The following is a 23,094-nucleotide window of genomic DNA, read 5'->3' as shown; positions in this document are numbered from 1 at the left end:
GTTTTCATTGGGAAGGTCAATCAGGCATCAAGCGTTTTGCGCAGCCTGTTCGTTTTCAAGAAACTCTTCTTCCAACAGCTTGTCGGCGTGAGGCCTGCGCTCGAAGGGCACCACGGCAGCGCGTGGTTTGCCGCGCAGTTTGCCGAACAGGTGTTCAAGGGCGTGTTCGAGTTTCTCGGCAGCTCCGTCGATCGCCAGTTCCAGGCTGGCGGCTTTATGGGTGACAGAAATCGGTTGGTGGCCTTTTGGCCGCGCTTCCAGCTGGCAGCGCAAATCATGGGGACCAGGCTTGTCGCCGTTTTCGTCCCGCAGGTGAACCTCGACGCGGGTCAGGTCCTCCTCATAACGTTCGAGCGTGCTCTCAATGGTGGTTCGTACCCACTCCTCCAGTCGGATGCTGCTTTGAATATGGTTATCGCTATTGACTTGGATTTGCATAGTTCATCCCTTATTTCAGCTAGCTCGCGAGAGGCCGGTCAGCTAAGCCCTTGGGCGTCATCACCGTGACCTCTTGCTTACACAATCGGTCTGTACGATGAACAATTCAACCCCTAAAAAAAGATAAATATCTAATCGCAAAAAAAGCCGGACAACCGGCAAAAGCGCTGTTAAGGTCGGGAGTTGGGTCGCCCCGCTATTGCGAAATAATTGCTCACATTTGCCCCTCCCCCAGCGGGTGCAAGCCGCGAAAGATCCCCGCCTCCTCCACCAGCCAGTCATGCACCGCACGCACGCCCGGATGGCTCAGCGCCCCCGGCGCGTAGAGCACCATGTAGCGCTTGTGATTGGGCACTGCCAGGCCGAACGGTACGATCAATGCGCCCCGCTCCAGCTCGTCATTGAGCAGCGTACGCCGTGCGATCGCCACGCCCATGCCGGCGATGGCCGCTTCGATGGTCAGGTGATTGCGGTTGAAGGTATGCCCGCGCCGCACGTCGGCACCTTCAAAACCGATGGCATCCAGGTAGAACTCCCATTCCGCGTATTCGTAGCTGCCGCGCCAGGCGGTGATGTCATGCAGCAACGGAAAATGCAGCAGGTCTGCCGGGCCATGCAGCGGCGGTCGACCGCGCAGCAGGCCCGGGGCGCACACCGGGAAAATCTGCTCGTCGAGCAAGGCTGTGGATAACAAGCCGGGGTAGCTTCCGTCATTCAGATCGATGGCCAGGTCGAAATCGCCTTCGTGCAACGGCACGCTGCTGTCTTCGGCCACCAGGCGTAGCTGGATGTCCGGAAAGCGCTGCTGCAAGCGTGGCAGGCGTGGCGTCAGCCACTTGCTCAGAAACGACGGAATCGAGCGCACTCGCAGCGTGCCGCTGATCATGCCCGCGTCCAGCCGGCGCAATTCCGCATCGATGCTGCCGTAGGCCTCGTTAACCGTGATGGCCAGTCGCTGGCCTTCGGCGCTCAGCTCCACGCCCCGGGCACGCCGGTGAAACAGGCGAAATCCCAGGCGCTCCTCCAGTTGCCGAATCTGCTGGCTGACCGCCCCCGGCGTGATGTGCAGTTCTTCTGCGCAACGGGTGAACGACAAGTGCCGCGCGGCACAGGAAAACACCTGCAGCCAGACGTACGTCTGGGCGTGTAACTGACGGCTCATCGTTTAGTCCTGCTAAAGGCTGTCTTAGGAAGTTTCGTTGGTCACGTAGGACCGAGAGAGGCAGTATCGCTGAAAGTGCGCTTGTCCTACAAAAATGGCAGCGATTCATCTTCCATTGCAGGAATAGGCTTTAGCATGGCTATCAGTGTTTTCGATCTCTTCAAAGTCGGCATCGGCCCGTCCAGCTCCCATACCGTCGGTCCCATGCGTGCTGCCGCGACCTTCGCCCAAGCGCTGGTGGACCAGGCGTCAGTGACTGACGTACGGCGCGTGGAAATCCGCCTCTACGGCTCCCTGTCGGCGACCGGTGTCGGTCACGCCACCGACCGGGCCTGCGTCATGGGGCTGATGGGCGAATGGCCAGACCGTATCGATCCCTCCACCATCGACAGCCGGATCCACGCCTTGCGTGAAACCGGCGAGTTGTTGCTGGCAGGCCAAGCGAACATTGCCTTCAACTGGTCGCGCGATCTCCTGCTGCTCGACGAGAGTTTGCCCTACCACCCCAACGCCATGTCCCTGACAGCTTTCGGGGAAACCGGCGAACTTTTCGAACAGACCTACTACTCGGTCGGTGGTGGTTTCATCATCGAGGCGGCAGAATCCGAGTCCGGAATTTCACCCACCCGTGACGTGGAGTTGCCCTACGACTTTTCCAGCGCCGCCGAACTGCTCAAGCTCTGCAACCAGCACGGCCTGCGTGTTAGCGAGTTGATGATGGCCAACGAACGGGCCTGGCGCAGTGACGAAGAGATACGCCAGGGCTTGCTGCATATCTGGTCGGTGATGCGCGAGTGCGTCGAGCAGGGGCTGGAACATGAAGGCATCCTCCCTGGCGGCCTGAACGTGCCGCGACGTGCGGCGAAATTGCACCGCAGCCTGTTGGAAATCGGCAAGCCGAACGTCATCACGTCGACCCTGTCGGCCATGGAGTGGGTGAATCTTTACGCCCTCGCCGTGAACGAAGAAAACGCCGCTGGCGGTCGCATGGTGACGGCGCCGACCAACGGCGCAGCGGGGATCATTCCGGCGGTGTTGCACTACTACATGAAATTCAACCCCGATGCGTCGGACGATGACGTCGTGGCGTTCTTCCTGGGCGCGGCCGCCGTCGGCATCCTGTGCAAGAAAAACGCCTCGATCTCCGGCGCCGAAGTCGGCTGCCAGGGCGAGGTCGGCTCTGCCTGCGCCATGGCCGCCGCCGGCCTGGCAGACGTGCTCGGCGCCACGCCGGAGCAACTGGAAAACGCCGCCGAGATCGGCCTTGAACACAACCTCGGCCTCACCTGCGATCCGGTAGGCGGGCTGGTGCAAGTGCCGTGTATCGAGCGCAACGCGATTGCTGCGGTCAAGGCGATCAACGCCACGCAAATGGCCCTGCGCGGCGACGGCAAACACTTCATCTCCCTGGACCGGGTGATCCGCACCATGCGCGACACCGGCGCCGACATGCATGACAAGTACAAAGAAACCTCACGGGGTGGCCTGGCGGTGAGCTGGGTGGAATGCTGACCGGTTTGGTGGCACGCGGACGGTCAGTGCCCTGAAACGGGCAAGAAAAAACAACGCGGGCCATCGTGCCCGCGTTGTTTTTTCTTGCGTTTCTTGTCTGACAATCTTTCCGGCATGTCCCTTGCTACATCCCGCTTGGAACAATGATGGCGATATTGACGAGAACATGGCCGGTGGTCTGGCGTTGCGAACCAACCCGATCACGGCCGGTCAACAACTGCACGTTCAATCAAGCGGTGACGCATCATGGACAACCCTTTTCAGCTCATTACCGATGCTTTTGCAGCGGACTATCAGATCAACCTGAGCATTCAGGGTCTGGATGGCAGCATTATGCTGACCCTGTCCAACAACGGCCGCGTCGTTGCAAAACGCATGATCAGCGCCGAGCAACGCAACGACCCGCAACGCCTCAAACGCCTGGTGCAAAGCATTCAGTTCGGCATTGCCATCGAACAGGGCCACAGCGCGGTGGCCATCCTCGAAGCCATGACCGATGGCGGCACGCATAGCCTGCCGCCACCGCCTGTGAAAAACCGGCCGCGCCCGGCCATCCGACTTTAAAGTTCACCCTTCTCCACTTCCGGATGTTCACCCGAGCCCGCACCGATCTTACGGTGCGGGTGCTCGATCTTCACCGAGGGAAATTGCGAGGAGGCGTAGCGCACCACCAGGATCGCAAACGCCAGCAGCAGGATCCCGCCGCACAGGTAGATGATCCCCAGGTCCGGCGGATTGTGATGGGACACGTTGGAAATCAGCAGCCGAGTCAGCGCCGTGATCGCCACGTAGATCAGGAAACGCACCGGCATGTGATTGGTCTTGAAATAAATCCCGACCATCGCACCCAGTTCCAGGTAGATGAACAGCAGCAGGATGTCATCGATCTTGATATGACCCTGCTCGAGCATCCCGAGAAACTCCATCACCGCTGCCCACGCGGTCACCGCACCAATGGCGAACAGCGCCAAATAGTGGAAGGTTTCGACGAACAGGTTGCCCAGTGACTCGGCCAGTTCATGCACGTTCTGCCGCAGCTTTTCGGCCCAGTTGATTTTCACGATGATGCTTCCTTAGGTCGGCTCGACCGGATAATGCAGGTTGGACGTGACGGTTGTTCTGCATGCAGAAACAAGGCCACTACCATGATGGCGAGCCGCCCCGGATTCTGCTCCGTGACGTTTGGTCGCAGCTACCTTTACCAGGCTACCTTTAGCGGGGGCCTGACAAATCCTGAAACCGGCCTACATTAAAAAGCCACTACCCAAACCCTGAGGATTCGCTTATCCTTTGCTGTATATAGATACAGTAGTCGAATCAGACAAACAAATTTGAAGGCATGTGAGGTGGTGAATGGCCGTCGAAGTGGTATACCGCAGCAGCCGAGATCTGGAGCGCTTGTTCATGGATAAAGCCGAAGCTGACCGTCATGACAAAATGCTCGAACTGGCCGAGTTGCTGGCTGACGTGTTGCAAAAAGCCGTTCCGTCCCTGACCGAACAGCAAGTGGAAGAAGTCGGGATCTACATGGCGAAGAACCGCGATGTGTTCGCCAAGGCGTTCAAGAGCCAGCCGGACGCCTTGTCCGAATTGCTCACAGCGCCAGCAGAAGTTGCGCAGCCGATGGCAGTAGCTGCTCCTGTTGAAGCACCTGTTGTTGTTGAAGAGACAAGCGTTGCTGCGCCCGTTGCCCCGGCCAAGCCTGCCAAGGCTGCGAAAACAGCCAAGTAAGCGACGTATGAATTGAACAGGCCCTGAGTCCGGTGGACTCTGGGCCTTTTTCATTTGTAAAAATCAAAAGATCTTTCTATCGGTAAAGCACTTTCTCCGCCAACTCGTCCGCCACCCGGGCCGGTGAGCGTTTTTCCGCCTGGGCGTGGGCGAAGACTTCGGTGAGTCGCGAGCTGATTTTCGACAGGTGCGCGGTGATGGTGCTCAGCTCTTCGCCGCGATGCTTGAGCGAGACATAGATCAATCCACCGGCGTTGATCACATAATCCGGCGCATACAGGATGCCCCGCCGCTCCAGTTGATCAGCGACGTCCAGATGGGTCAGTTGGTTGTTCGCCGAACCGGCCACTGCCGAGCAGCGTAGTTGCGTCACGCTGTGGCTGTTCAGCACCCCGCCCAGACCGCAGGGCGCAAGAATGTCGCAAGGCGTGCTGAGCAATGCGTCGTTGGCAATCGGGTGCGCGCCGAGTTGCTCCATCGCCAGTTGCACCTTGCCATGGTCGATGTCGCTGACCAGCAGTTCGGCCCCGGCGGCGTGCAACTGCTCTGCCAGGGCAAACCCGACGTTGCCCAGGCCTTGGATGGCGACACGCAGGCCTTCGAGGTTATCGCTGCCCAACCGGGCCATCGCCGTGGCGCGTATGCCAGTGAACACGCCCATCGCCGCGTGAGGCGCGGGGTCACCCGCCGACGTTGTGCTGGTGACGTGTTGGGTTTGCTGGGCGATGCAATCCATGTCCGCCACCGAGGTGCCACTGTCTATGGCGGTGATGTAGCGCCCGTCGAGCTGGTTGATACAGCGCCCGAACGCTTCAAACAGCGCAGCGCGATCGGCCACGTGAACGGGGCGAATGATCACCGCCACGCCGCCGCCCTGGGCCAGGCCGGCCAGGGCCGCCTTGTAACTCATGCCTTGGGCAAGGCGCACCGCATCCTCGACTGCAGACTCGTCGCTGGGATAGGCAAGATAACGGCAACCGCCCAGAGCAGGCCCCAAACGGCTGTTATGAATGGCAATCACCGCCTTCAACCCGGTAGCCGGGTCGACGCTAAGATGCAGCGATTCAAGGCGAGTGCTTTGCATGAGAGCGAACATCGTAAGGCTCCCGAATCACTTCTTGTAGTCGCCAGTATAGGCTTGCGCACAAAAATTGCAGAAGCGCACCGGCATAAGCAAAGGCGCCATGCACGCTTTAGGAAATAACCGAAACTGGGCCTGTACGGTACTGGACGAATGGCAAAGACCGGTCTAAAACGAGGCATAGCCCGGAGATTTCCATGACGCCGCGCCAATCGTTTTTCGCCTGCCTGCAACGATCACCGCCTGCGCTGTTCGAGGCGGCGCTATGGGTTGCCGTCGAACATGACAATCAGGTGAACCCCGAGGCAGTGCTGGCGCACTTCAAGGAACTGCAACTGCGGATCAGTGGCGGCTTGCCGATGCTGCCCGTGAGCGAGCTGGCGCAACCGTTGCTCAGGCGCATGGTCGAGTTGGGGTTCGCCCAGGATGATTTCGCCCCCTTGCGACCACAAGTGGCATTGCTCGATAAAGTCCTGGAGCGTCGCCGCGGGCAACCGCTGGCCTTGGGGCTGATAGCCCTGGAACTGGCCAGAGGCCTTGAGATTCCAATGGTCGGAGTCAACTTCCCGGGGCATTTCCTGCTGCGGGTGCCAGGCGCCGATCATCTGCTCGACCCCTGCGGCGGCCGGCGCCTGTATCCCAACGATTGCCGGGAGCTGCTGCACCGTCAGTACGGCCCGAACATGCAACTCAACGCTGAGCACCTGGTCACCGCCACTCCCGCGCAAATGCTCCAACGCCTGTCACGCAACCTGCGCCAGTTGCATCTTTCCCACGACGATTACATTGGCGCGTTAATCGACGCCGAACGTGTGTTGGAACTGGGCGACGCCAGCGCCTCCGACTACCTGGCCCGGGCCAGCCTCTACCAACGCCTGGACTGCCCGAATGCCGAGCGCTTCGATCTGGAACATGCACTGCTGCTCAGCGACGATCCGATCCAGCGAATTCGCCTGACCGAACGACTGGGGCATTTGCCGCCCAATTCCATCGTTCACTGAACCATTCAGCACCGCGTATCGCTCTTCGCTTCTTGTAGGAGCCAGGCTTGCCGGCGAACCAGACGCTGCGGTTTATCTGTTGCACCGCGTCATCGTTCTTCGCGGGCAAGCCTCGCTCCTACAGGCGAAGCAGACGCCGCGGTGTACCTGTTGCACCGCGTCATCGTTCTTCGCGGGCAAGCCTCGCTCCTACAGGCGAAGCAGACGCTGCGGTTTATCTGTTGCACCGCGCTATCGTTCTTCGCGGGCAAGCCTCGCTCCTACAGGGGTACGGGCGAGGCGTTAAGGCGTGTCGGGCTGGTTGGCCGGATGCGCCTTGATGAACGCCGGATGGCTGGCCACCAGCTCCGCAACCCGGCGGATTCGTGGATAAGCCTCAAGGGAAATGTTGAAGCGCTCGGCGGCGTACAACTGTGGAATCAAGTACACATCCGCCAACCCGGGCTGCGAACCAAAGCAGTAACCCTCATCGCCAATCAACTGTTCCACGGTCGACAGGCCCTGGTTGATCCAGTGCCCGATCCACTCGACAACCTGCGGCTCATCGTGCCCCAACTGACGCAGCCGATTGAGCACGCTGACATTGTGCAGTGGATGTACATCGCAGCCGATCAGCGCCGCCACGCCGCGTTCACGGGCGCGGGCAACCAGATCCTTGGACAGCAGCGGCACCTGTGGATAACGTTCCTCCAGGTACTCAATGATTGCCGGTGACTGAATCAGCAACTCGCCTTCATCGGTGCGCAAAGCCGGCACGCGGCCTTGCGGATTGATGCCCAGGTACGCTGGCTGGCGATGCTCGCCACCCGGCGGCGCGATCAGATTGACTGGCAGCGCCTGGTAATCCAGGCCCTTCAACGCCAGCGCAATCCGTACCCGATACGACGATGTCGAGCGGTAGTAGGTATAGAGTTCCATGAACCGATCCCCTTAGCGAGCCGGCAACACTTTGCCGCGGCATTCGCCGAAACCGATGGACGCAAACCCTTCGCGGCTGCAACGGCCACGCAGGATGATTTCATCGCCGTCTTCGAGGAATTTACGCACTTCGCCCGAGGCCAGCTCGATCGGCTTTTTACCGCCCTCGGTGATTTCCAGGAGGCTGCCGAACTGACCGTTTTCCGGCCCCGACAAGGTGCCCGAACCGAACAGGTCGCCGGCCTGCAACTGGCAGCCGTTGACGCTGTGATGCGCAACCATCTGAGCCACGGTCCAATACATGTGTTTCGAGTTGCTCAGGGTCAGGCGATGGGCTGGCAGGTTCTGCTCGCGCATGGCTTCGGTGAGCAGCAGCACTTCCAGCTCGATGTCGAACGCTCCAGCAGCTTGATCGCGCTTATCGAACAAATACGGCAGCGGCTGCGGATCGCCTTCCGGACGCGCCGGCTGGGCGAGGCGGAACGGTTCCAGCGCTTCGGCGGTCACGATCCACGGTGAAATGCTGGTGATGAAACTCTTCGACAGGAATGGACCCAACGGCTGGTATTCCCACGCCTGGATGTCGCGCGCCGACCAGTCGTTGAGCAGGCAGAAACCGGCGATGTGATCAGCGGCGTCACTAATGGCGATGGAATCGCCCATGTCGTTGCCCTGGCCGATCCAGATGCCCAGTTCCAGTTCGTAGTCGAGGCGTGCGCACGGCCCAAAGCTCGGCTCGGTCTGCCCGGCCGGGAGTGTCTGGCCTTTTGGACGACGCACGTCGGTGCCCGACGGGCGGATGGTCGAGGCGCGACCGTGATAGCCGATAGGCACGTACTTGTAGTTGGGCAGCAACGGGTTGTCCGGCCGGAACAGTTTGCCGACGTTCTGCGCGTGCTCGATGCCGACGTAAAAGTCGGTGTAGTCGTTGATCTTCGCTGGCACATGCATCTGGCAATCGGCAGCCAGGGGCAGCAGTTTTGCGCCCTGGGCCTCGATCTTGCCGTGCAGGGTGCTGCCGTCCTTGAGCAACTCGATCAAACGTTCACGCAAGGCTACGCGAGCTTCGCGACCCAACTCGAAGAATGCATTCAACTGACCGCCACGGGTGGCTTCGACCGCGGCTTTAGCAGCGCCTTCGAACAGGCCGGCATCGAGTGCCGCTTCCAGATCGAAAATATGGTCGCCGATGGCCACGCCACTGCGCGGCGCCGACCCCTTCACGCTGAAGACGCCCAACGGCAGGTTTTGCAGCGGGAAATCCGCATGACCATTGGCCGAAGCAACCCAGCTGCGAGTGATGGAAGTTTGCGTCATGGGTTATCTCCGGGTCGGGTCGAAAGTGGCGGGAAAAGTGGCCCAGCAAGCATCGTAGTTGTCTTGCAGTTGCGGGCAATCGAGGGCGAACCGGCTCGGGCGCAGCACTTGGCTGGTCTCGAACATGAAGGCCATGGTGTTGTCGATTTTCGAAGGTTTCAGGTCGGCGTTGATCGCCTTGGTGCAGGTCTCGCCGTCTGGCCCGTGAGCGCTCATGCAGCTGTGCAGCGACGCGCCGCCGGGCACGAAACCTTCAGCCTTGGCATCGTACTCGCCCTGGATCAGGCCCATGAATTCGTTCATCAGGTTGCGGTGGAACCACGGCGGACGGAAGGTTTTCTCGGCCACCATCCAGCGTGGCGGAAAGATCACGAAGTCGAGGTTGGCCAGGCCGTGGACGCTAGTTGGCGACGTCAGCACCGTGAAAATCGACGGGTCTGGATGGTCGAAGCTGACCGAGCCGATGGTGTTGAAACGGCGCAGGTCATATTTGTACGGCACGTTGTTACCGTGCCAGGCGACCACGTTCAACGGTGAATGGTCGAGCTCGCAACCCCACAACTGGCCGAGGAATTTCTGCACCAGGGTCGTGGGCTGTTGAAGGTTTTCGTAGCAAGCCACCGGCGTCAGGAAATCACGCGGATTAGCCAGGCCGTTGCTGCCGATCGGCCCCAGATCCGGCAGGCGCAATGGCGCACCGTGGTTCTCGGCGATGTAACCGCGCGCTTGCGGGTCGAGCAGTTCGATGCGCCATTTCAGCCCGCGAGGCAATACGGCAATTTCCAGCGGCTCGACTTCCAGCACGCCCAGTTCGGTGGCGATGCGCAGGCGGCCCTGTTGCGGCACCAGCAGCATTTCGCCGTCGGCATTGAAGAATACGCGCTCCATGGAACGGTTGGCGCGGTACTGGTAGATGCTGATGCCCGACGGTTTATCTGCGCCGGAGTTAGCCGCCATGCTCACCAGGCCGTCGATGAAATCGGTTGGCTCGGCGGGAATGTCCAGCGCGTTCCAGCGCAGGCGATTGGGTGTCACTTCACCCAATGGGCCGCCGGCCAGTTGCCGATCGAGCTTGACGAATGCCGGGTGATTGGCCGAAGGCTGAATCCGGTACATCCACGTCCGCCGCGCTTCGCTACGGGCCATGGTAAACGCGGTGCCGGAGAACAGTTCGGTGTAGAGGCCGTAAGGGGCTTTTTGTGGGGAGTTCTGGCCGACGGGCAGTGCGCCGGGCAATGCCTCACTGCTGAATTCGTTGCCGAAGCCTGACTGATAGGCCAGTGCTGGCGTCGTTGAATCGGAGTTCATGGAGCCTCCTGAACAGAGAGTCGACAGTGGCCGGTCGCTCTGTTGCAGAGGTCATGGCACGCCGGGGTTATTTTTATCGTAATCCAATTACGCATAACGTAATTTGATTGGCATTGACCGTCAAGCTATAAAGACGCCCATTCGTCCCGGGATCACAACGCCTCCATGGAAAAGCCTGACAGCAACGGTAAACAGAAAGTCCGCTCGGCCGAGGTGGGTACCGACATCCTCAAGGCCTTGGCCGAGTTGTCACCCTCGACTTCGCTCTCGCGCCTGGCCGAGCACGTGCAAATGCCGGCGAGCAAGGTTCACCGCTACTTGCAGGCGCTGATTGCCAGTGGCTTTGCCGAGCAGAATGCGGCGACCAATCATTACGGCCTGGGCCGCGAAGCCTTGCGCGTCGGATTGGCGGCACTCAACAGTATGGACGTGCTGAAAGTCGCCGCCCTGCCGTTGGCCGAGTTGCGCGACGACTTGAATGAAACCTGCTTTGTGGCGGTGTGGGGCAACCAGGGCGCGACCGTGGTGCATATCGAACCGGCGGTACGGGCTGTGACGGTGGTGACGCAATTGGGGTCGGTGTTGCCGTTGCTCAGCTCCTCCACCGGCCTGGTGTTTGGCGCGTACCTGCCCAAGCGTGAAACCGTGGAGTTGCGTGAGCAGGAACTGCTGTCGGCCGGCGCTCACTCCCTCAGCGATGATCAGGTCTATGAAACGCTATGTGGGCAGATCCGCGGCCGCGGCTTGCATCATGTGCATGGTTTGTTGATGCCGGGTGTCGATGCATTGTCTGCACCGGTGTTCAACGCCGTCGGGCAAGTGGTGGCGGTGATCACCATTGTCGGCCCGACTTCGTTGTTTCATGCCGACGAAAACGGCCCGGCGGCGCAGCGTTTGCTGGCGGCGACACGGGCCGTGAGTTGGCGGATGGGGTATGAACCGCCTACCGTCATCGGCTAGCCGATCACATCAAAATCGTTTGCTCGCTGAAATCAGGCTCGGCGAGCGACTCTTTGATCAGTTCGCTGACAACGGCCAGGTCCACCGTTTTGCCGGTGCACGCAGAGATGACGCCCATGCAGGTATTAACATTGCCGATCTGCTTGGCAATGGCCTTCTGCACCACCGAAAAACCTAACTTGCCGATGCGCATGGTGGCCAATTCCATCATGCAATCGATGTAACTCGAGAACAACTTCTCGTGGTTACCTTCCAGATATGCCTTCGTCCCCTCAAACACTGCCTTGCTCATCACCAGAGCACTCAACGCGAGTCCGATGGGTGCAAAAGGGATGCTGAAAATGGTGACCGCCGCGATTGCATTGTCGTAGATCAGTTTGCTGACAATTTCCCCGAGGCTGGTCGTCTTGGCATCAACATCGTCAACGATCTGAGCAATTCCATCGGTGTAGCAACGGGAGAAATCGCGGACTCGGCTATCGAACTGCAAATGAGGGATGTCCTCGATGCTACGCAGCTTCACTTTCTCGAGGTATGCACTGACGACTTTCTGCTGCGTGGACTTGACTCGCTTGCTGTAATAACTGCCAAGCCCTGCCGTTTTCACCGATCTGGCAAACTCGGCCAAGGGTCTGAACGATCTGCAATCCGGTGCATAGGGGGTATACAGCAAATCATCCGCAACGCCATTGTGCATGAGGCGGAAGATATAAACGCCGTCGACCTGGCAAAGTTCTAGATAAAGCCTGTAGAGACCCTCGCGTTGTGGGGACTCGGGATCTTCAACATGCGAGATTGGGTCAGGTTCTACTTCCAGCGACTGATCAATGAGCCGTTCGATCTGCTCGAATTGTTTGCGCTCAAGATCACCAGTGAACAGCGCTTCCAACGCTGAACGATGCATCTCGTGGCGCCGCAACGCCACGTAGACATCGCGCTTCAAGGCATACCCCGGGGCGTCCTGATCCAGGTAATCGGCCTTCAACATGGCGAGGTACTGCTCACCCGGGCGCAACGTTCTTGACCAGCCTGGCACATACTTGAGCAGCAGATCGGAAACGGGTGGATGACCGGGTGCCAGGCGAATGGACGGGTAAATGCCGGGGTTATGGGCCGGACCACTCTCTTCGGTAATGTGATGTTCATCGATGATCATCCGGGACAACGTCATCTCTTTGGAATCATCAAGCCTCACCACAATCAGGTCAGGATCTATGTCGACTGTTTCGCCGTGTTGCGCCAGGGCTTCCTCTGCACACCTCTTGATCAGCCTGGAGGCGAAATCCTCGTAACTGATCAGCGCTGCCTCGCGGCTTGCAAGTCGGGCCAACCCCTTGAGCTCGGTGTTCAGGCGGGCAAAACATTGTCGCTGGGCGGCGGTGGCCGAGCGATAGCCGGCAGGAACAACCGCTTGCACTTCCCCCCGCAACCACTCGACATGCAGCATGACCCCCTGGCGCAATGCACCCTCCGTGCTGTTCGGCCAAGGGCTGCGCCGGATACCGCACCACTGGCTCGGCAGGTCCTGGAGACGCCTCATGTACACGTCGAAGCTGGCGCGCTCACTGGCCAGCGCTTGGCGACTCAGGTAACTGCGTCCTTCGGGTTGAGCGGTCCAGTCGAACAAATGGAAATTCAACTGCCTGAAACTCGCGAATTCATACCAGCTCCTGCCACCCGGAGCCTGGGGCGCATAAAGCACACAGGCGCCTTCTTCGCCCTGCGGCCCGCAATAGACGATCAGCCCTTCGAAAGCGCCTTTTGCATCACCAAACGAGAGCGCGCCCATGGAACACCGCTCATCACCTTGCGTGGCGATAGCGACGATCTGCAGGCTTTCATCACTAAGGTGCCTCTGCAGCTTCGCGCTGAATGAACTCAGACCTATACGACGACTCAACAGAATCTGTTGCGCTTGAAGTACCGCTTCGTCCGTGTATTTCTTTTCGAATCTTTCCGCATAGAACTTGCGCATGCTCGCGCCGACCATTACCTCCAGAAGATCCTCTGCGGTCACGCCGGACGGCAACGCTTCCCCTTCCAGTTTGATCTCCAATGGAATGGTGGTGGAGCCGTACAAATCGTTGAGCATGAATTCAGGAAGCGTCAATCGATTGCTCTGCACAACCTTTTGCTGGCCGACGAAGAATGTGTAGTGAGCGCTGACGAAAATATGGTCTGGGTCAACCACTTCACCGCTCAAGACTCGAACAACTTCCCGAGCTTGAAACCTGGCGAACGCCTTGAGGGATTTCACTTCTCCAAGCAGTGTATCCAGCGCCTGTTCGCTTTCTGTCAGGGACTGCTCGGCATCAAAGTAGTATCGACGATCGTCCTCACTTGCACGTTGCAGCCAATCCGGCAGCTGTGGTGTTTGCCTGGTGGGGCGTAGAACTTCTTCTTGAAGCCCGTACGCGGGCTCATTGGTTAATCCATTAGTTTCCATGCACTGTCCTTTTTGCATACATTTTTATGCAGATCGTTACTGTGAATCCCCCCATCTCAACTTGTAGAAAAACTCAAACTGAACGACTAGAACTACCGGGGCGACTCAAAACATATAATCACTCCCGCCATCGAAGCACACCACGAAACTTGTATGCATTCATGAACAGACAAAGCACCTGACAATTCGTACATCAAGTAACAATACCCAATGCTTTCGCCTTGGCCACGGCCTGGGTTCTGCGCTCCACCCCCAACTTCCCGTTGATACGTCGCGCATGGGTCTTGACCGTATGCAAGGAAATGAACAACAGATCGGCAATTTGTTGATTGGAGTTGCCCTGCGCCACTAACCGCAGCACCTGTATTTCACGCTGGCTCAAGCGGTTTTGGGCGGCACCCGGTGCCTGGTGATCATCGCGCGCGGTCAGGCCAATGCCTTGCGGCAACTGCGGCTGGCGCAACTGCAAATCGCGCAACGCCTGTTGCAGGTTGCACCGTTCAACCAGAGCCAAACCTTGCGCCAGTGATTGCCGGGCAATGTCCGGGTCGCCTCTAAGCCAGGCGACTTCAGCCAAGGCAAGATGCAATTGCGCTTGCAGTGCTGCCATACCCCGCCGGCTGGCCCGTTGCAGTTGAGCTTCAAGCTGCTCCAGAGGCGTTTGCGCCTGCCCCAGGTAAACCTCGGTCAGGACCAGCAGATATTCCAGGCTTTCTACCAGCTCCAGCGTTGCTGGTGGGGCCTGGCGTGCACTGGCGCCGTGGTAGTGGCGCAGCACCCGTGTCAGGGCCTGGTGAGCCAGTTCCGTTCGCCCTTGTTGCAACCAGAAATGGATACTGGTGTGCAGCAAAACACCACGATAGACCGTCTCGGGAATCCGCCGTTGTTGCATCAATCGTTCGGCGTCACGCAACAGGTCGAAAGCCTGGGCGTAATCCAGGCGATTGGCCGCCAGTTGTGCCAGCCCCAGAAAACCATACAACGCTCGCTTGTCGTGGCTGCGCAAGCAGATCTGCAGGCCGCTCTCGAAGTACAGGGCCGCCTGCTGCTCCCGACCCAGACTCAAGTTCAATCGGCCACGACGCAGGGCGATCCGTCCCAACAAGGGTTCGGCATTCGAATGCTGCCGGCACAGCAGGCTGTGCATGTTGGCGAGGAGGTCATCGGCCCTGCAGGACGCTCCGCGCTGTTCGAGCAACTGGGCGTGATCGAGTTCCAGCAGCCCTTCGAATACCAGTGATCCTTGCGCCCGGGCGAGGCACAACGCTTCGCGATTAAGCGCCTGGGCGACATCAAGTTCGCCCCGCAGCAATGCCTGTTGCGTCAAACCGGACAGGCACATCAGCCGGGCAGTCCAGCACTCGGGGTCGAGTTCGCCCAGCGCGTCGAGAAAGTGTGCCCGTGAAGCCTCCATGCGCCCCTGCAAATGCATCAGCCAACCTTGTTGAGACTGCCAACGTGCGATCAATTGCCGTTGGAGGGTTGCCGACGGCTGGGGCGTGAAGCGTGACAACTGTTCGATGCATTCGCCCGCCCGCTCGAACCGCCCGGCAAACAACAGGGCCGCGGTGATCAGGCCGACCAGTTGCGGCGAGCCGAACAGCAATTCCTCGCCGCGTTGCTCGTGTAAACGCAGCAGCAGTACCACGGTCTGCTCTTCGAACAACTGCTCGAAACTGAAATGCTGCAACAGGCTGACTGCGACCTCGAACTCTTGCGCCAGCAACGCCTGTTCGAACGCGGCCTTCCAGTCCTGTTCAGCGACGAACCACTGACAGGCGCGACGATGCCAGAAACGGCCGGCCGGCCATTGTTCATCGCGCATCAACAAGGCCAGTGGAGTGAAGATCTGCAACCAGTCTGTCGAGTCTTGCCAGGGTTCGATGAAACAGCCCAGCGCCTGCAACGCACTCAAGTATTGCGCGCCCTCGCCAGCGCCGAACAGGTGATCGCTGAGCCGGGCGTTGAATCGCGGCAACAACGCCAGCACCCGCCAGGCTTCGGCAAGTTCCGGTGTCAGGTTGGCAAAGAGTTCATGCTCAAGGTAGTCGTGCAGGGTATCCGGTCGACCATGGAGGGTGTCGTGGCGCGTCCAGTCGCATTTTTGCAGCAGCGCAATCCGCACCCCGGCGCACCAGCCACCACTGTGGCGAAAAATCCTCTCGGCACCTTTCGCGGCCTGGGCCGGTTCCAGGTGATGCAACAGCTTTTCGATTTCACCTTGATTGAACGCCAGCTCAGCGCACTCGCCCTCGTACAGTTCATCATCGAGCAGTAACCGCGGCCAGTTGCATTGCGGGCGCCGCCGTCCGCTCAGCCACCAGGTGATCATCGGGCTGCTGCCGGCCAGCAACCGGTCGAGCAACAGGTCCAGCTCCGGGTGAGGAACACGGCAATAATCATCGATAAACAGCCAGGTGGCTGTCGGTAATCGAGCCAGGTAGTTCAACAACACAGACTCATCCGACGTTGCCAGTCCCAGCGTCTGAGCCAGGCGTTGGCAAAAGCCATCCACACTGATCGCTTCCCCCGCCAAGGGCAGCCAGCGAACCTCACAGGTTGCCGGCGCGTTCAACATGCATTCGGCGAGCAGCGCACTCTTGCCACTGCCGGGCGATGCACAGAGCAATTTCACCCGCGCCGTCGAGGCCAGCAACGGCTCGACCAGACGCGCGCGATACAAGTGATGGGGAGACAATCGAGGCAGGAGTCCAGGACGGTCCAGACACGTCGTCATGGCGGTCATAGTGGTGCGCCTTTTTTATTTTTGTGGCGCCACCCTAGTCCTCTGTTGAGCGCTTGTTGAAGAAGTATTCAACACACTGATCAACCCCTATAAAAAAGGTGACCACGAGGTCACCTTTTTGTGTATCCACTGTAGGAAATCTACCTCACACCTGTGCTCCGTAGCGCCGCCGGTGTGTAGTCCCCTGCTTTGGCGGCGATGTTGAATTCGAAGCTGCGCTTCTCCTCATTCTTCATCCCCAAGGCGATGTAACGACCGGCGATCAGGTCATACAGCGCTTCGACCGTGTAGGCCGGGACCTGATGATCGTAGTAGAACTGTGCGTGCCCTTCGGCCACCCGCCAGAGCTGGCCACGACCGTCGTAGTGATCGGCCAGGGCCACCTGCCAGGTGTCCTCATCGATGTACATGTGGCGCTTGGCATACACATGCCGCTCATTGGGCTTGACCGTGGCGACGACCTCCCAGACCCGGTGCAGCTCATAGCGGGTCAGGTCCTGGTTGATGTGCCCGGCCTTGATCACGTCCGTGTACTTGAGGTCGGGCGAGTCAAGTTTGTAGCTGTTGTAGGGGATGTACATTTCCTTCTTGCCGATCAGCTTCCAGTCATAGCGATCCGGCGCTCCGGAAAACATGTCGAAGTTGTCGGTGGTGCGCAAGCCATCGGAGGAGGTGCCGACGCCGTCATAGGCCACTTGTGGCGCCCGTCGAACCCGGCGCTGGCCTGCGTTGTAGATCCAGGCCTTGCGGGGTTCCTGGACCTGGTCGAGGGTTTCGTGCACCAGCAGCACGTTGCCCGCCAGACGGGCTGGTGCGGTCACTTCCTGCTTGAAATAGTTGAGCACGTTTTCATCGCTGCCAGGCTTGAGGTCACCCAGCAGCGACGGCACCGCCACTTCGTCCTTGAAGCGGATGACCGTGAAATCGCCATTGGACTGGGGCGTTGCCTGGGTAATGGTGCGACGCAGGTTACCGCCGTGATAACGGGTGATGTGGTTCCAGATCACCTCGACCCCGTTCTTCGGAATCGGAAAGGCGTAGTAACGATTGCCGGTGAAATTGGCCAGGCCGTTGCCGTCATTGGTCGGCGTCACATTCAGTGCGCTGCGCTTGGCCGCCTCATAAACTTCCGGCGGCAGCGCCGCGGTGCGATGGCTCGGGTAGACCGGGATCCGGTAGGTCTCCGGGTAGCGCTTGAACATTGCGACCTGGCCATCGGACAGCTTGTCCTTGTACTGGTCCACCGTGGCCGCGGTGATGATGAACAAGGGTTTTTCATTGGCGAACGGATCGGCCAGGAAGCCCTTGCTGTCCACGGCACCTGCATTTTTTGCAATGCCGCCGGTCCACGGCGGGATCGACCCAGCGGCGTTACCGGCCTTCTCGGCGCCCAGCGGTGTGAGGCTGGTAACGAGCTTGTTCGCTTCCTCCGCCGATACCGCCGCCATCACGTTGACGGCCAGCAGACTCAAGGCCAGGGCGCTGCCCAATTGCAGAATCATCTTGCGCATAGAATTCATCCTCTTTCAGCCAGGTCAGAAGTTCACGCCAAAGCTCAACGCCACGAAATCGCGGTCTTCGAGCACGTTGTAGTCACCCCCGAAGAAGTCGGTGTAACTGAGGCTTGCGGTATAGGTGTTGCGGTAGTCCGCATCGACGCCGAGGCTGACGGCCTTGGCACCTTCATTGAACAGCCCGTTGGGGCCGTAGCCCGCGACGTCGTGGGACCACGACAGGTTGGGACGGAAATTGATCCCGGCGACGACGTTGTTGTAATCGAGGATGGCGCGGGCGCGATAACCCCAGGAGGTCGAGGTTACGAAACCATCGGTATCGCCGCCGAAACCGTATTGCCCGTACACCGAGTCCCGGCCGTAGCGCAACTGGCTGCGCGACTCCAGGCCGCCGACGTGAACCACTGCGGCTTCACCCACCAGGGTCAGGCGATCCGCACCCGCGATCTGATCGACGAAGTGCGTCAGGGTGCTCTGGATCTGGGTCACTTCCTTGCGACGGTAGCCTTTGTTGTCGGCGCCAGGCGAAGTCGCAATCGGCGACGCCGCGCCGCCGGCGATCGGGTTGAGCATCGCCAGGGTCAGGTCGTTGGTGTTGACCTGCACCGGCGCGTTGGGGCGATAGCTGATCTCGCCGGTCCACGCCGTGCCGGTGGGCAAGGTGGTGGAGAAGCTCGCGCCATACAGGCGAATGTCTTCCGGGTATTCAAGGTAATACTGGCCGCGACCGAGCATCACGCTTTGCGCCAGTGCCGAACCCGTGCCGGGGGCGATGGCATTGGCGGTGGCGACGATGCGCGGAATGCTCGCCAGCGTCGCGAGACCGGCCGTTGTCGTACCCACATTCGGCGTGCGACTGTGATAGTTCATGAAGTACAGACCGTACTCGGTGTCGTCCCCCAACCAGCGCAACGCCGTGCCCCACTGCCCCGAATCGCGGGCATCACGGTCGCCGCCACGGGGAACGACCACGCCTTCGCTAGTGACCTCGAAACCCTGGCCAAAGGCGGCGGCAATCGGCTGCAATGGCGCAATGGCCGGGCTGGCCACGGTGTAGCCCTTGTTGCAACCATCGGCCACCACGTCGACGCCGAAGAAGGTGCCGCAGTTATCGACGACGGTCTGGTCCCACTCCAGTTGATAGAAGCCTTCCACCGTCAACTTGTCGGTCAGGCCCTGGGAGGCAAACAGCATGTTGACCGGAATCAGGCCCTCCTTGATCTCGGCACCGGGACGACGGAAGGCGGACACGTCGACCGGATTGATGCTGTTGATCGAATTGCCGATGAAGGTGCTTTCACCCCAACTGACCACCTGCTTGCCGGCGCGCACCGTGCCCGGCAGGTCGGCGATGGAGTAGTTGTGATAGACGAAGGCGTCGAGGATTTGCCCACCGGACGACTTGGAACCCTCTTTGCGATTGTGATCGCTGATCGGCTTGAAAGGCCGGTCTTCGTCTTTCAATTCGAAGTCGTACCAGTACTTGCCACGGACGAACACACCGGTGTCGCCGTACTTCAACTCGAGGTCGTGAATGCCCTTGAAAATCTTCGAGAAGGTTTCACCCTTGCCGAAATTCTGCCGCCCGTCGTCACCGGTCGACGCCTGCCCGCTGCCGCCGTTGACGATGCCGACCAGGGCATCATCGGCATCACGCATGCCCCAGCTCGCACCGACCGACAGCGAAGAGTCGAACGTGCCCTCGATTTCCCCAATGTTGAATGAAAGCGCCTGCGCCTGGGCACAGCACCCCAAGGCCACCGCAACGGCCAGTGCCTGCGGTGTGAAGATGGCGCGCATTGTTGTTTTTGTCATGCGTCTTCCCCGGTGAGTGACAGAAGGCCACACCCTACTGCCGCACGCCGGGAGCGATAAGCGCACCAAGGAGGTATTCGTGGTGTCGCTCCAAAGGATGAATGCCTGCATGGAACGGGGGGATTGCACGGGGTATAGACACACTGGATGTGGCGGCATCAATTGCAAACATGGTCTAGGCTGCTGCCAGGCGGGACTGTTGCGCCAGCGGTAACGGTGCATCTCCCTGATCGCTATTTTTCCTTTGCCGGCAAAGACTTATTCTTGCCCTGCGCTTTCGGGACAACCACCGCAAAGCGCGCAGCAACGAAAGGCATTGCGCCTTCGCCGTTCGCGACAGATTTCAGATGATTTGAACGTATCGAGTCATCACCCCGTGTACATCGACGTTGATTTGTAGCTCCTGGATCCAACGTCTTCTTTGGCCGCTGCGTTTGCAGCGGCCTTTTTTATGGGCGCTGGGTTCTGCGGTATCGGCCCACCCACTTTTAATTAAAAACACATACTACGAGACACCTCCTATAACTGCATAAGAAATGTCTTTTAATGCGTGGGAATTTTCTGCTTGCGCATCTGATACTGCGAAAACCCTTTCAACTTTATATGTAACAACTCACAACCACCTCAGCCCCGTCCCAAACATTCCTGACGTAGCATTATTCGGCAGCACCGATTAATCACGCACAAGGAAGAATAACCAATGTCAGAGAAACAAGGACCACCATTTCCCCTGCCGCCAATTGATATCCGAGGAGAAGATCGCACAGTTCATTTAGAAACAACTTATGTAGGAGCACAACCGAAACCAGGGAAAAACCCTCACGGCGGTGGTTTTCGCATTCCACCAACACGAGCTGGAGGAATGGGCTCTGGCATTACAAACACAGAAGGGCTAAGACGCGAGACCGGGGACAAAATAAGAGCTACGGAACTGTCCGTCAAAGCCGCTTATGAGGCCAATTTCGGAAATTTATCCGCGTCAACTGAAACCGACCTTGCCAATGTAAGAGCTCAATACCCGACAGCAGCTGCCACCACCGCTCAAGCCTACCAGCACGAACTGAACGTCAGAAACGTATTAATACAACAAAAGACCGCTGAACGGCACACTCAAACAGTACTGGCGAATGACTTTTATGGGCACAGCCCTCTCAATACAAACTTTGCCGATTATCTAGCCAGGGCTAAAACCCTGAACAAGGCCGTTATTCCGTATGGCCCCGATTACTCAAAATGGGTTGCGTCCTACAAGGCTGGCTACTCTGCAAAGCTGCTGACGGAGCAGATTCAGCTTTTAAACAATCAGCTCGGACATGTACAGAACCTTCTTGCCGGTGCACAAGCACAAGAACAAAGGGTTGCTGCTGAACAGGCGCGCCTGGAAGCGGAACGTGAAGCACAACGTGTCGCTGCTGAAGAAGCACGCCTAAAGGCGGAGGTTGAGGCTCAGTTGCGAGAACAGACACGTTTAGCAGCTTTAGCAGAAGCCGAGAGAGTGGCTGCCGAACAAGCCCGGATTGCCGCTGAGGCTGCTGCACAGTACATCGCTGCTGAACGGGCTCGCCTTGAAGCCGAGGCCGAGGTTCAACGACTAGCCGAGCAACTCCGTCTGGAAAGGCAGCGACAAGCCGAGGAAGAAGCAAGCATCAAAGCAACGCAGTCGCAGAATGCCGCCAAAGGTATTCGTCCATTTCCTGTATCGGGCGCGGCGGCGGCAAGCGGTCCGGTGTTCACCGTTGCAGCAGGAACCCTGGCAGTCGATGCGGTCACCAACCTCGCAATCAGGACTGCTCTGCGTTCGGCCGCAGCCACTGCAATCACGGCGTTGGCAGCAGCCGTCGGGACAGCGTCAGGCGTCGTGATAGTTGTTGGCGTCGCAGCGCTTGTTTATTACGCACTGCGGGACAACAAAGAATCGTACGCCTTGAGCGTGCCGCTCTCGGATTTAACGACCTACGACGCCGACGCACTGAATGCCATCGCCCAGGCCAATGGAGACATCGAACTGCCGGTCGCGATCGGCTCCCGGTCTGTGGATAACACCACAGAGTTTTCCGTAGCTGCCACGAATGGCACCTCGGTGTCGCGCAAAGTACCGGTGCGTTTCGCGACCTACGATCCGGCTCTGAATGTTTACAGGAGCGAGAGCGCAACCGCCCATTCGCCCGGCATGACATGGACGCCAATTGTCAGCCCGGGCGATGCATCAACAGCTCTTCCTGCGGCACAACCGGACGTCGCGCCCTACACCGGAGCTACCGCAACCGCCCTCGAAGGAAGGATCGACGAAAACCCGGAGCTGGATCTCTATAGCTTTGGAGGTTTCATTTATGTATTCCCGACCGAGTCTGGGATTCCGCCTCAGTTTGTGGTGTTCAATACACCTTATGAAGGTGCAATTGTAGAAGGGGAAAACAGCGGTCGAGATTTCAACCCTCAGGAATCAGGTGGACCAAATGCGGATTTAGAATGGGCATCTGCCTCTACTTCACAAGAAGGGCTCACTATCGTGAAATTGCACACCTCAAAATTCCTTCAGTCTGATGCCAACGACGTGATGATCGATCGCTTGAAAAGGATTCTCCGAGGAGTGCTTGAGATGACCGACACGGACAAACGTTACTATACTCACGAGATCAGAGAGTTTGAACGATTTAAAGCTCTGGGTTATGGCGATACTGAAATGCCGGATCCAGACTCCCCTGTATGGAACAATGTTCATACTGCGACTTTGGAAGACTTCAAATTGAAAGATGATCCATCACTGCTGTACACGCCGGAAGCGCTAGCCGCTGCAGCGGAACAAGATGAACGCGACTTTCAACGACTTCTGAAGGAGATGTGGAAATGAGCAACATTGAACGAGTTGTCAACAACGAATCTTTAGACGATATCGTTACAGTTTTCGCTTTGATTAAAGCTCAACCACACTTAGACATGATGATATGTCGCTATAAGCCTGAAGCCATCCGGCACGGAGAACTTCAAATTTCCTATGCGCGACTGTATGAAAAGGGTGTGCTAGTGAAAGGAGAAAAAGGACTGTCAAACAAAGGGCCCAACTGGAAAGCACCCCAGTTCGTCATAGAAAAACGCTACGCCGAGTAAAAAATGACACCCAAGCCGCACCTTGCGGCTTGGGCAT

At 58.7% G+C, this 23,094-nt stretch carries 17 protein-coding genes and 1 pseudogene; 7 read left to right on the top strand and 11 right to left on the bottom strand.

The window, feature by feature from the left end:
* Positions 1-27 precede the first annotated feature (27 nt).
* A complete protein-coding gene (locus tag HFK74_RS24635) occupies positions 28-438 on the bottom strand; it encodes an HPF/RaiA family ribosome-associated protein (protein ID WP_008054445.1) in 411 nt (136 codons plus the stop codon).
* Positions 439-652: 214 nt separating this feature from the next.
* Positions 653-1,600: a LysR substrate-binding domain-containing protein gene (locus tag HFK74_RS24630; RefSeq protein WP_008054444.1), complete on the bottom strand. Its 948-nt coding sequence runs from the start codon at positions 1,598-1,600 to the stop codon at positions 653-655.
* 135 nt (positions 1,601-1,735) lie between these two features.
* Between HFK74_RS24630 and HFK74_RS24625 the strand changes: the two genes are divergently transcribed.
* A complete protein-coding gene (locus HFK74_RS24625) occupies positions 1,736-3,112 on the top strand; it encodes an L-serine ammonia-lyase (protein ID WP_180205753.1) in 1,377 nt (458 codons plus the stop codon).
* 246 nt (positions 3,113-3,358) lie between these two features.
* Positions 3,359-3,676: a DUF3509 domain-containing protein gene (locus HFK74_RS24620; protein ID WP_180205752.1), complete on the top strand. Its 318-nt coding sequence runs from the start codon at positions 3,359-3,361 to the stop codon at positions 3,674-3,676.
* Here the strand turns inward: HFK74_RS24620 and HFK74_RS24615 are convergent.
* The gene (locus HFK74_RS24615; RefSeq protein ID WP_180205751.1) at positions 3,673-4,173 is read right to left on the bottom strand and encodes a phosphate-starvation-inducible PsiE family protein; all 501 of its coding nucleotides are present in this window, start codon (positions 4,171-4,173) and stop codon (positions 3,673-3,675) included. The two genes, HFK74_RS24620 and HFK74_RS24615, sit on opposite strands and share 4 nt — an antisense overlap.
* Before the next feature lie 292 nt (positions 4,174-4,465).
* On the opposite strand from HFK74_RS24615, the pseudogene HFK74_RS33295 reads away from it, so the two are divergent.
* Positions 4,466-4,705, top strand: a pseudogene (locus tag HFK74_RS33295) (YebG family protein); the annotation flags it as partial.
* Between the two features lie 214 nt (positions 4,706-4,919).
* Here the strand turns inward: HFK74_RS33295 and HFK74_RS24605 are convergent.
* Positions 4,920-5,939 carry a Glu/Leu/Phe/Val dehydrogenase gene (locus tag HFK74_RS24605; protein WP_180205749.1) on the bottom strand — a complete coding sequence of 340 codons (1,020 nt, stop codon included), beginning with the start codon at positions 5,937-5,939 and terminating at the stop codon, positions 4,920-4,922.
* Between the two features lie 182 nt (positions 5,940-6,121).
* Here HFK74_RS24605 and HFK74_RS24600 point away from each other — a divergent pair, with 182 nt between their 5' ends.
* Positions 6,122-6,925, top strand: coding sequence for a SirB1 family protein (locus tag HFK74_RS24600; protein WP_180205748.1), 804 nt, complete (start codon positions 6,122-6,124; stop codon positions 6,923-6,925).
* A gap of 282 nt (positions 6,926-7,207) precedes the next feature.
* On the opposite strand, the gene maiA is transcribed toward HFK74_RS24600, so the two are convergent.
* The 3 genes from maiA to hmgA are packed head-to-tail and all read right to left on the bottom strand — an operon-like array spanning position 7,208 to position 10,468.
* Entirely contained in the window at positions 7,208-7,843 is a 636-nt protein-coding gene (gene maiA, locus HFK74_RS24595) for a maleylacetoacetate isomerase (RefSeq protein ID WP_180205747.1), read from the bottom strand.
* Positions 7,844-7,855: 12 nt separating this feature from the next.
* Positions 7,856-9,160, bottom strand: a complete 1,305-nt coding sequence (gene fahA / locus HFK74_RS24590) for a fumarylacetoacetase (protein ID WP_180205746.1) — start codon at positions 9,158-9,160, stop codon at positions 7,856-7,858.
* A 3-nt stretch (positions 9,161-9,163) separates the two neighbouring features.
* A complete protein-coding gene (gene hmgA, locus HFK74_RS24585) occupies positions 9,164-10,468 on the bottom strand; it encodes a homogentisate 1,2-dioxygenase (protein WP_180205745.1) in 1,305 nt (434 codons plus the stop codon).
* 165 nt (positions 10,469-10,633) lie between these two features.
* Between hmgA and HFK74_RS24580 the strand changes: the two genes are divergently transcribed.
* Complete coding sequence (locus HFK74_RS24580; RefSeq protein ID WP_180205744.1) at positions 10,634-11,428, top strand: IclR family transcriptional regulator; 795 nt, start codon at positions 10,634-10,636, stop codon at positions 11,426-11,428.
* Positions 11,429-11,432: 4 nt separating this feature from the next.
* Here HFK74_RS24580 and HFK74_RS24575 read toward each other — a convergent pair whose 3' ends face one another.
* The 4 genes from HFK74_RS24575 to HFK74_RS24560 all read right to left on the bottom strand — a co-directional run bounded on the left by HFK74_RS24575 (position 11,433) and on the right by HFK74_RS24560 (position 19,949).
* Entirely contained in the window at positions 11,433-13,874 is a 2,442-nt protein-coding gene (locus HFK74_RS24575) for a DUF6543 domain-containing protein (protein WP_180205743.1), read from the bottom strand.
* 193 nt (positions 13,875-14,067) lie between these two features.
* A complete protein-coding gene (locus HFK74_RS24570) occupies positions 14,068-16,620 on the bottom strand; it encodes a LuxR C-terminal-related transcriptional regulator (protein ID WP_180205742.1) in 2,553 nt (850 codons plus the stop codon).
* A gap of 140 nt (positions 16,621-16,760) precedes the next feature.
* Positions 16,761-18,131: a DUF1329 domain-containing protein gene (locus HFK74_RS24565; RefSeq protein ID WP_180205741.1), complete on the bottom strand. Its 1,371-nt coding sequence runs from the start codon at positions 18,129-18,131 to the stop codon at positions 16,761-16,763.
* A 24-nt stretch (positions 18,132-18,155) separates the two neighbouring features.
* The gene (locus tag HFK74_RS24560) at positions 18,156-19,949 is read right to left on the bottom strand and encodes a DUF1302 domain-containing protein (RefSeq protein WP_180205740.1); all 1,794 of its coding nucleotides are present in this window, start codon (positions 19,947-19,949) and stop codon (positions 18,156-18,158) included.
* A gap of 700 nt (positions 19,950-20,649) precedes the next feature.
* On the opposite strand from HFK74_RS24560, the gene HFK74_RS24555 reads away from it, so the two are divergent.
* Complete coding sequence (locus tag HFK74_RS24555; RefSeq protein ID WP_257230418.1) at positions 20,650-22,800, top strand: S-type pyocin domain-containing protein; 2,151 nt, start codon at positions 20,650-20,652, stop codon at positions 22,798-22,800.
* Positions 22,797-23,057 carry a hypothetical protein gene (locus HFK74_RS24550; protein WP_180205739.1) on the top strand — a complete coding sequence of 87 codons (261 nt, stop codon included), beginning with the start codon at positions 22,797-22,799 and terminating at the stop codon, positions 23,055-23,057. The genes HFK74_RS24555 and HFK74_RS24550 overlap by 4 nt, the downstream gene beginning before the upstream one ends.
* Positions 23,058-23,094 lie beyond the last annotated feature (37 nt).

Origin of the sequence: Pseudomonas sp. SbOxS1 (genome assembly GCF_013416725.1) — a bacterium.
In the GTDB taxonomy this organism is placed as follows: domain Bacteria; phylum Pseudomonadota; class Gammaproteobacteria; order Pseudomonadales; family Pseudomonadaceae; genus Aquipseudomonas.
The sequence above is the reverse complement of the archived record's forward strand: the minus strand, read 5'-3'. Positions and strand labels throughout refer to the sequence as shown.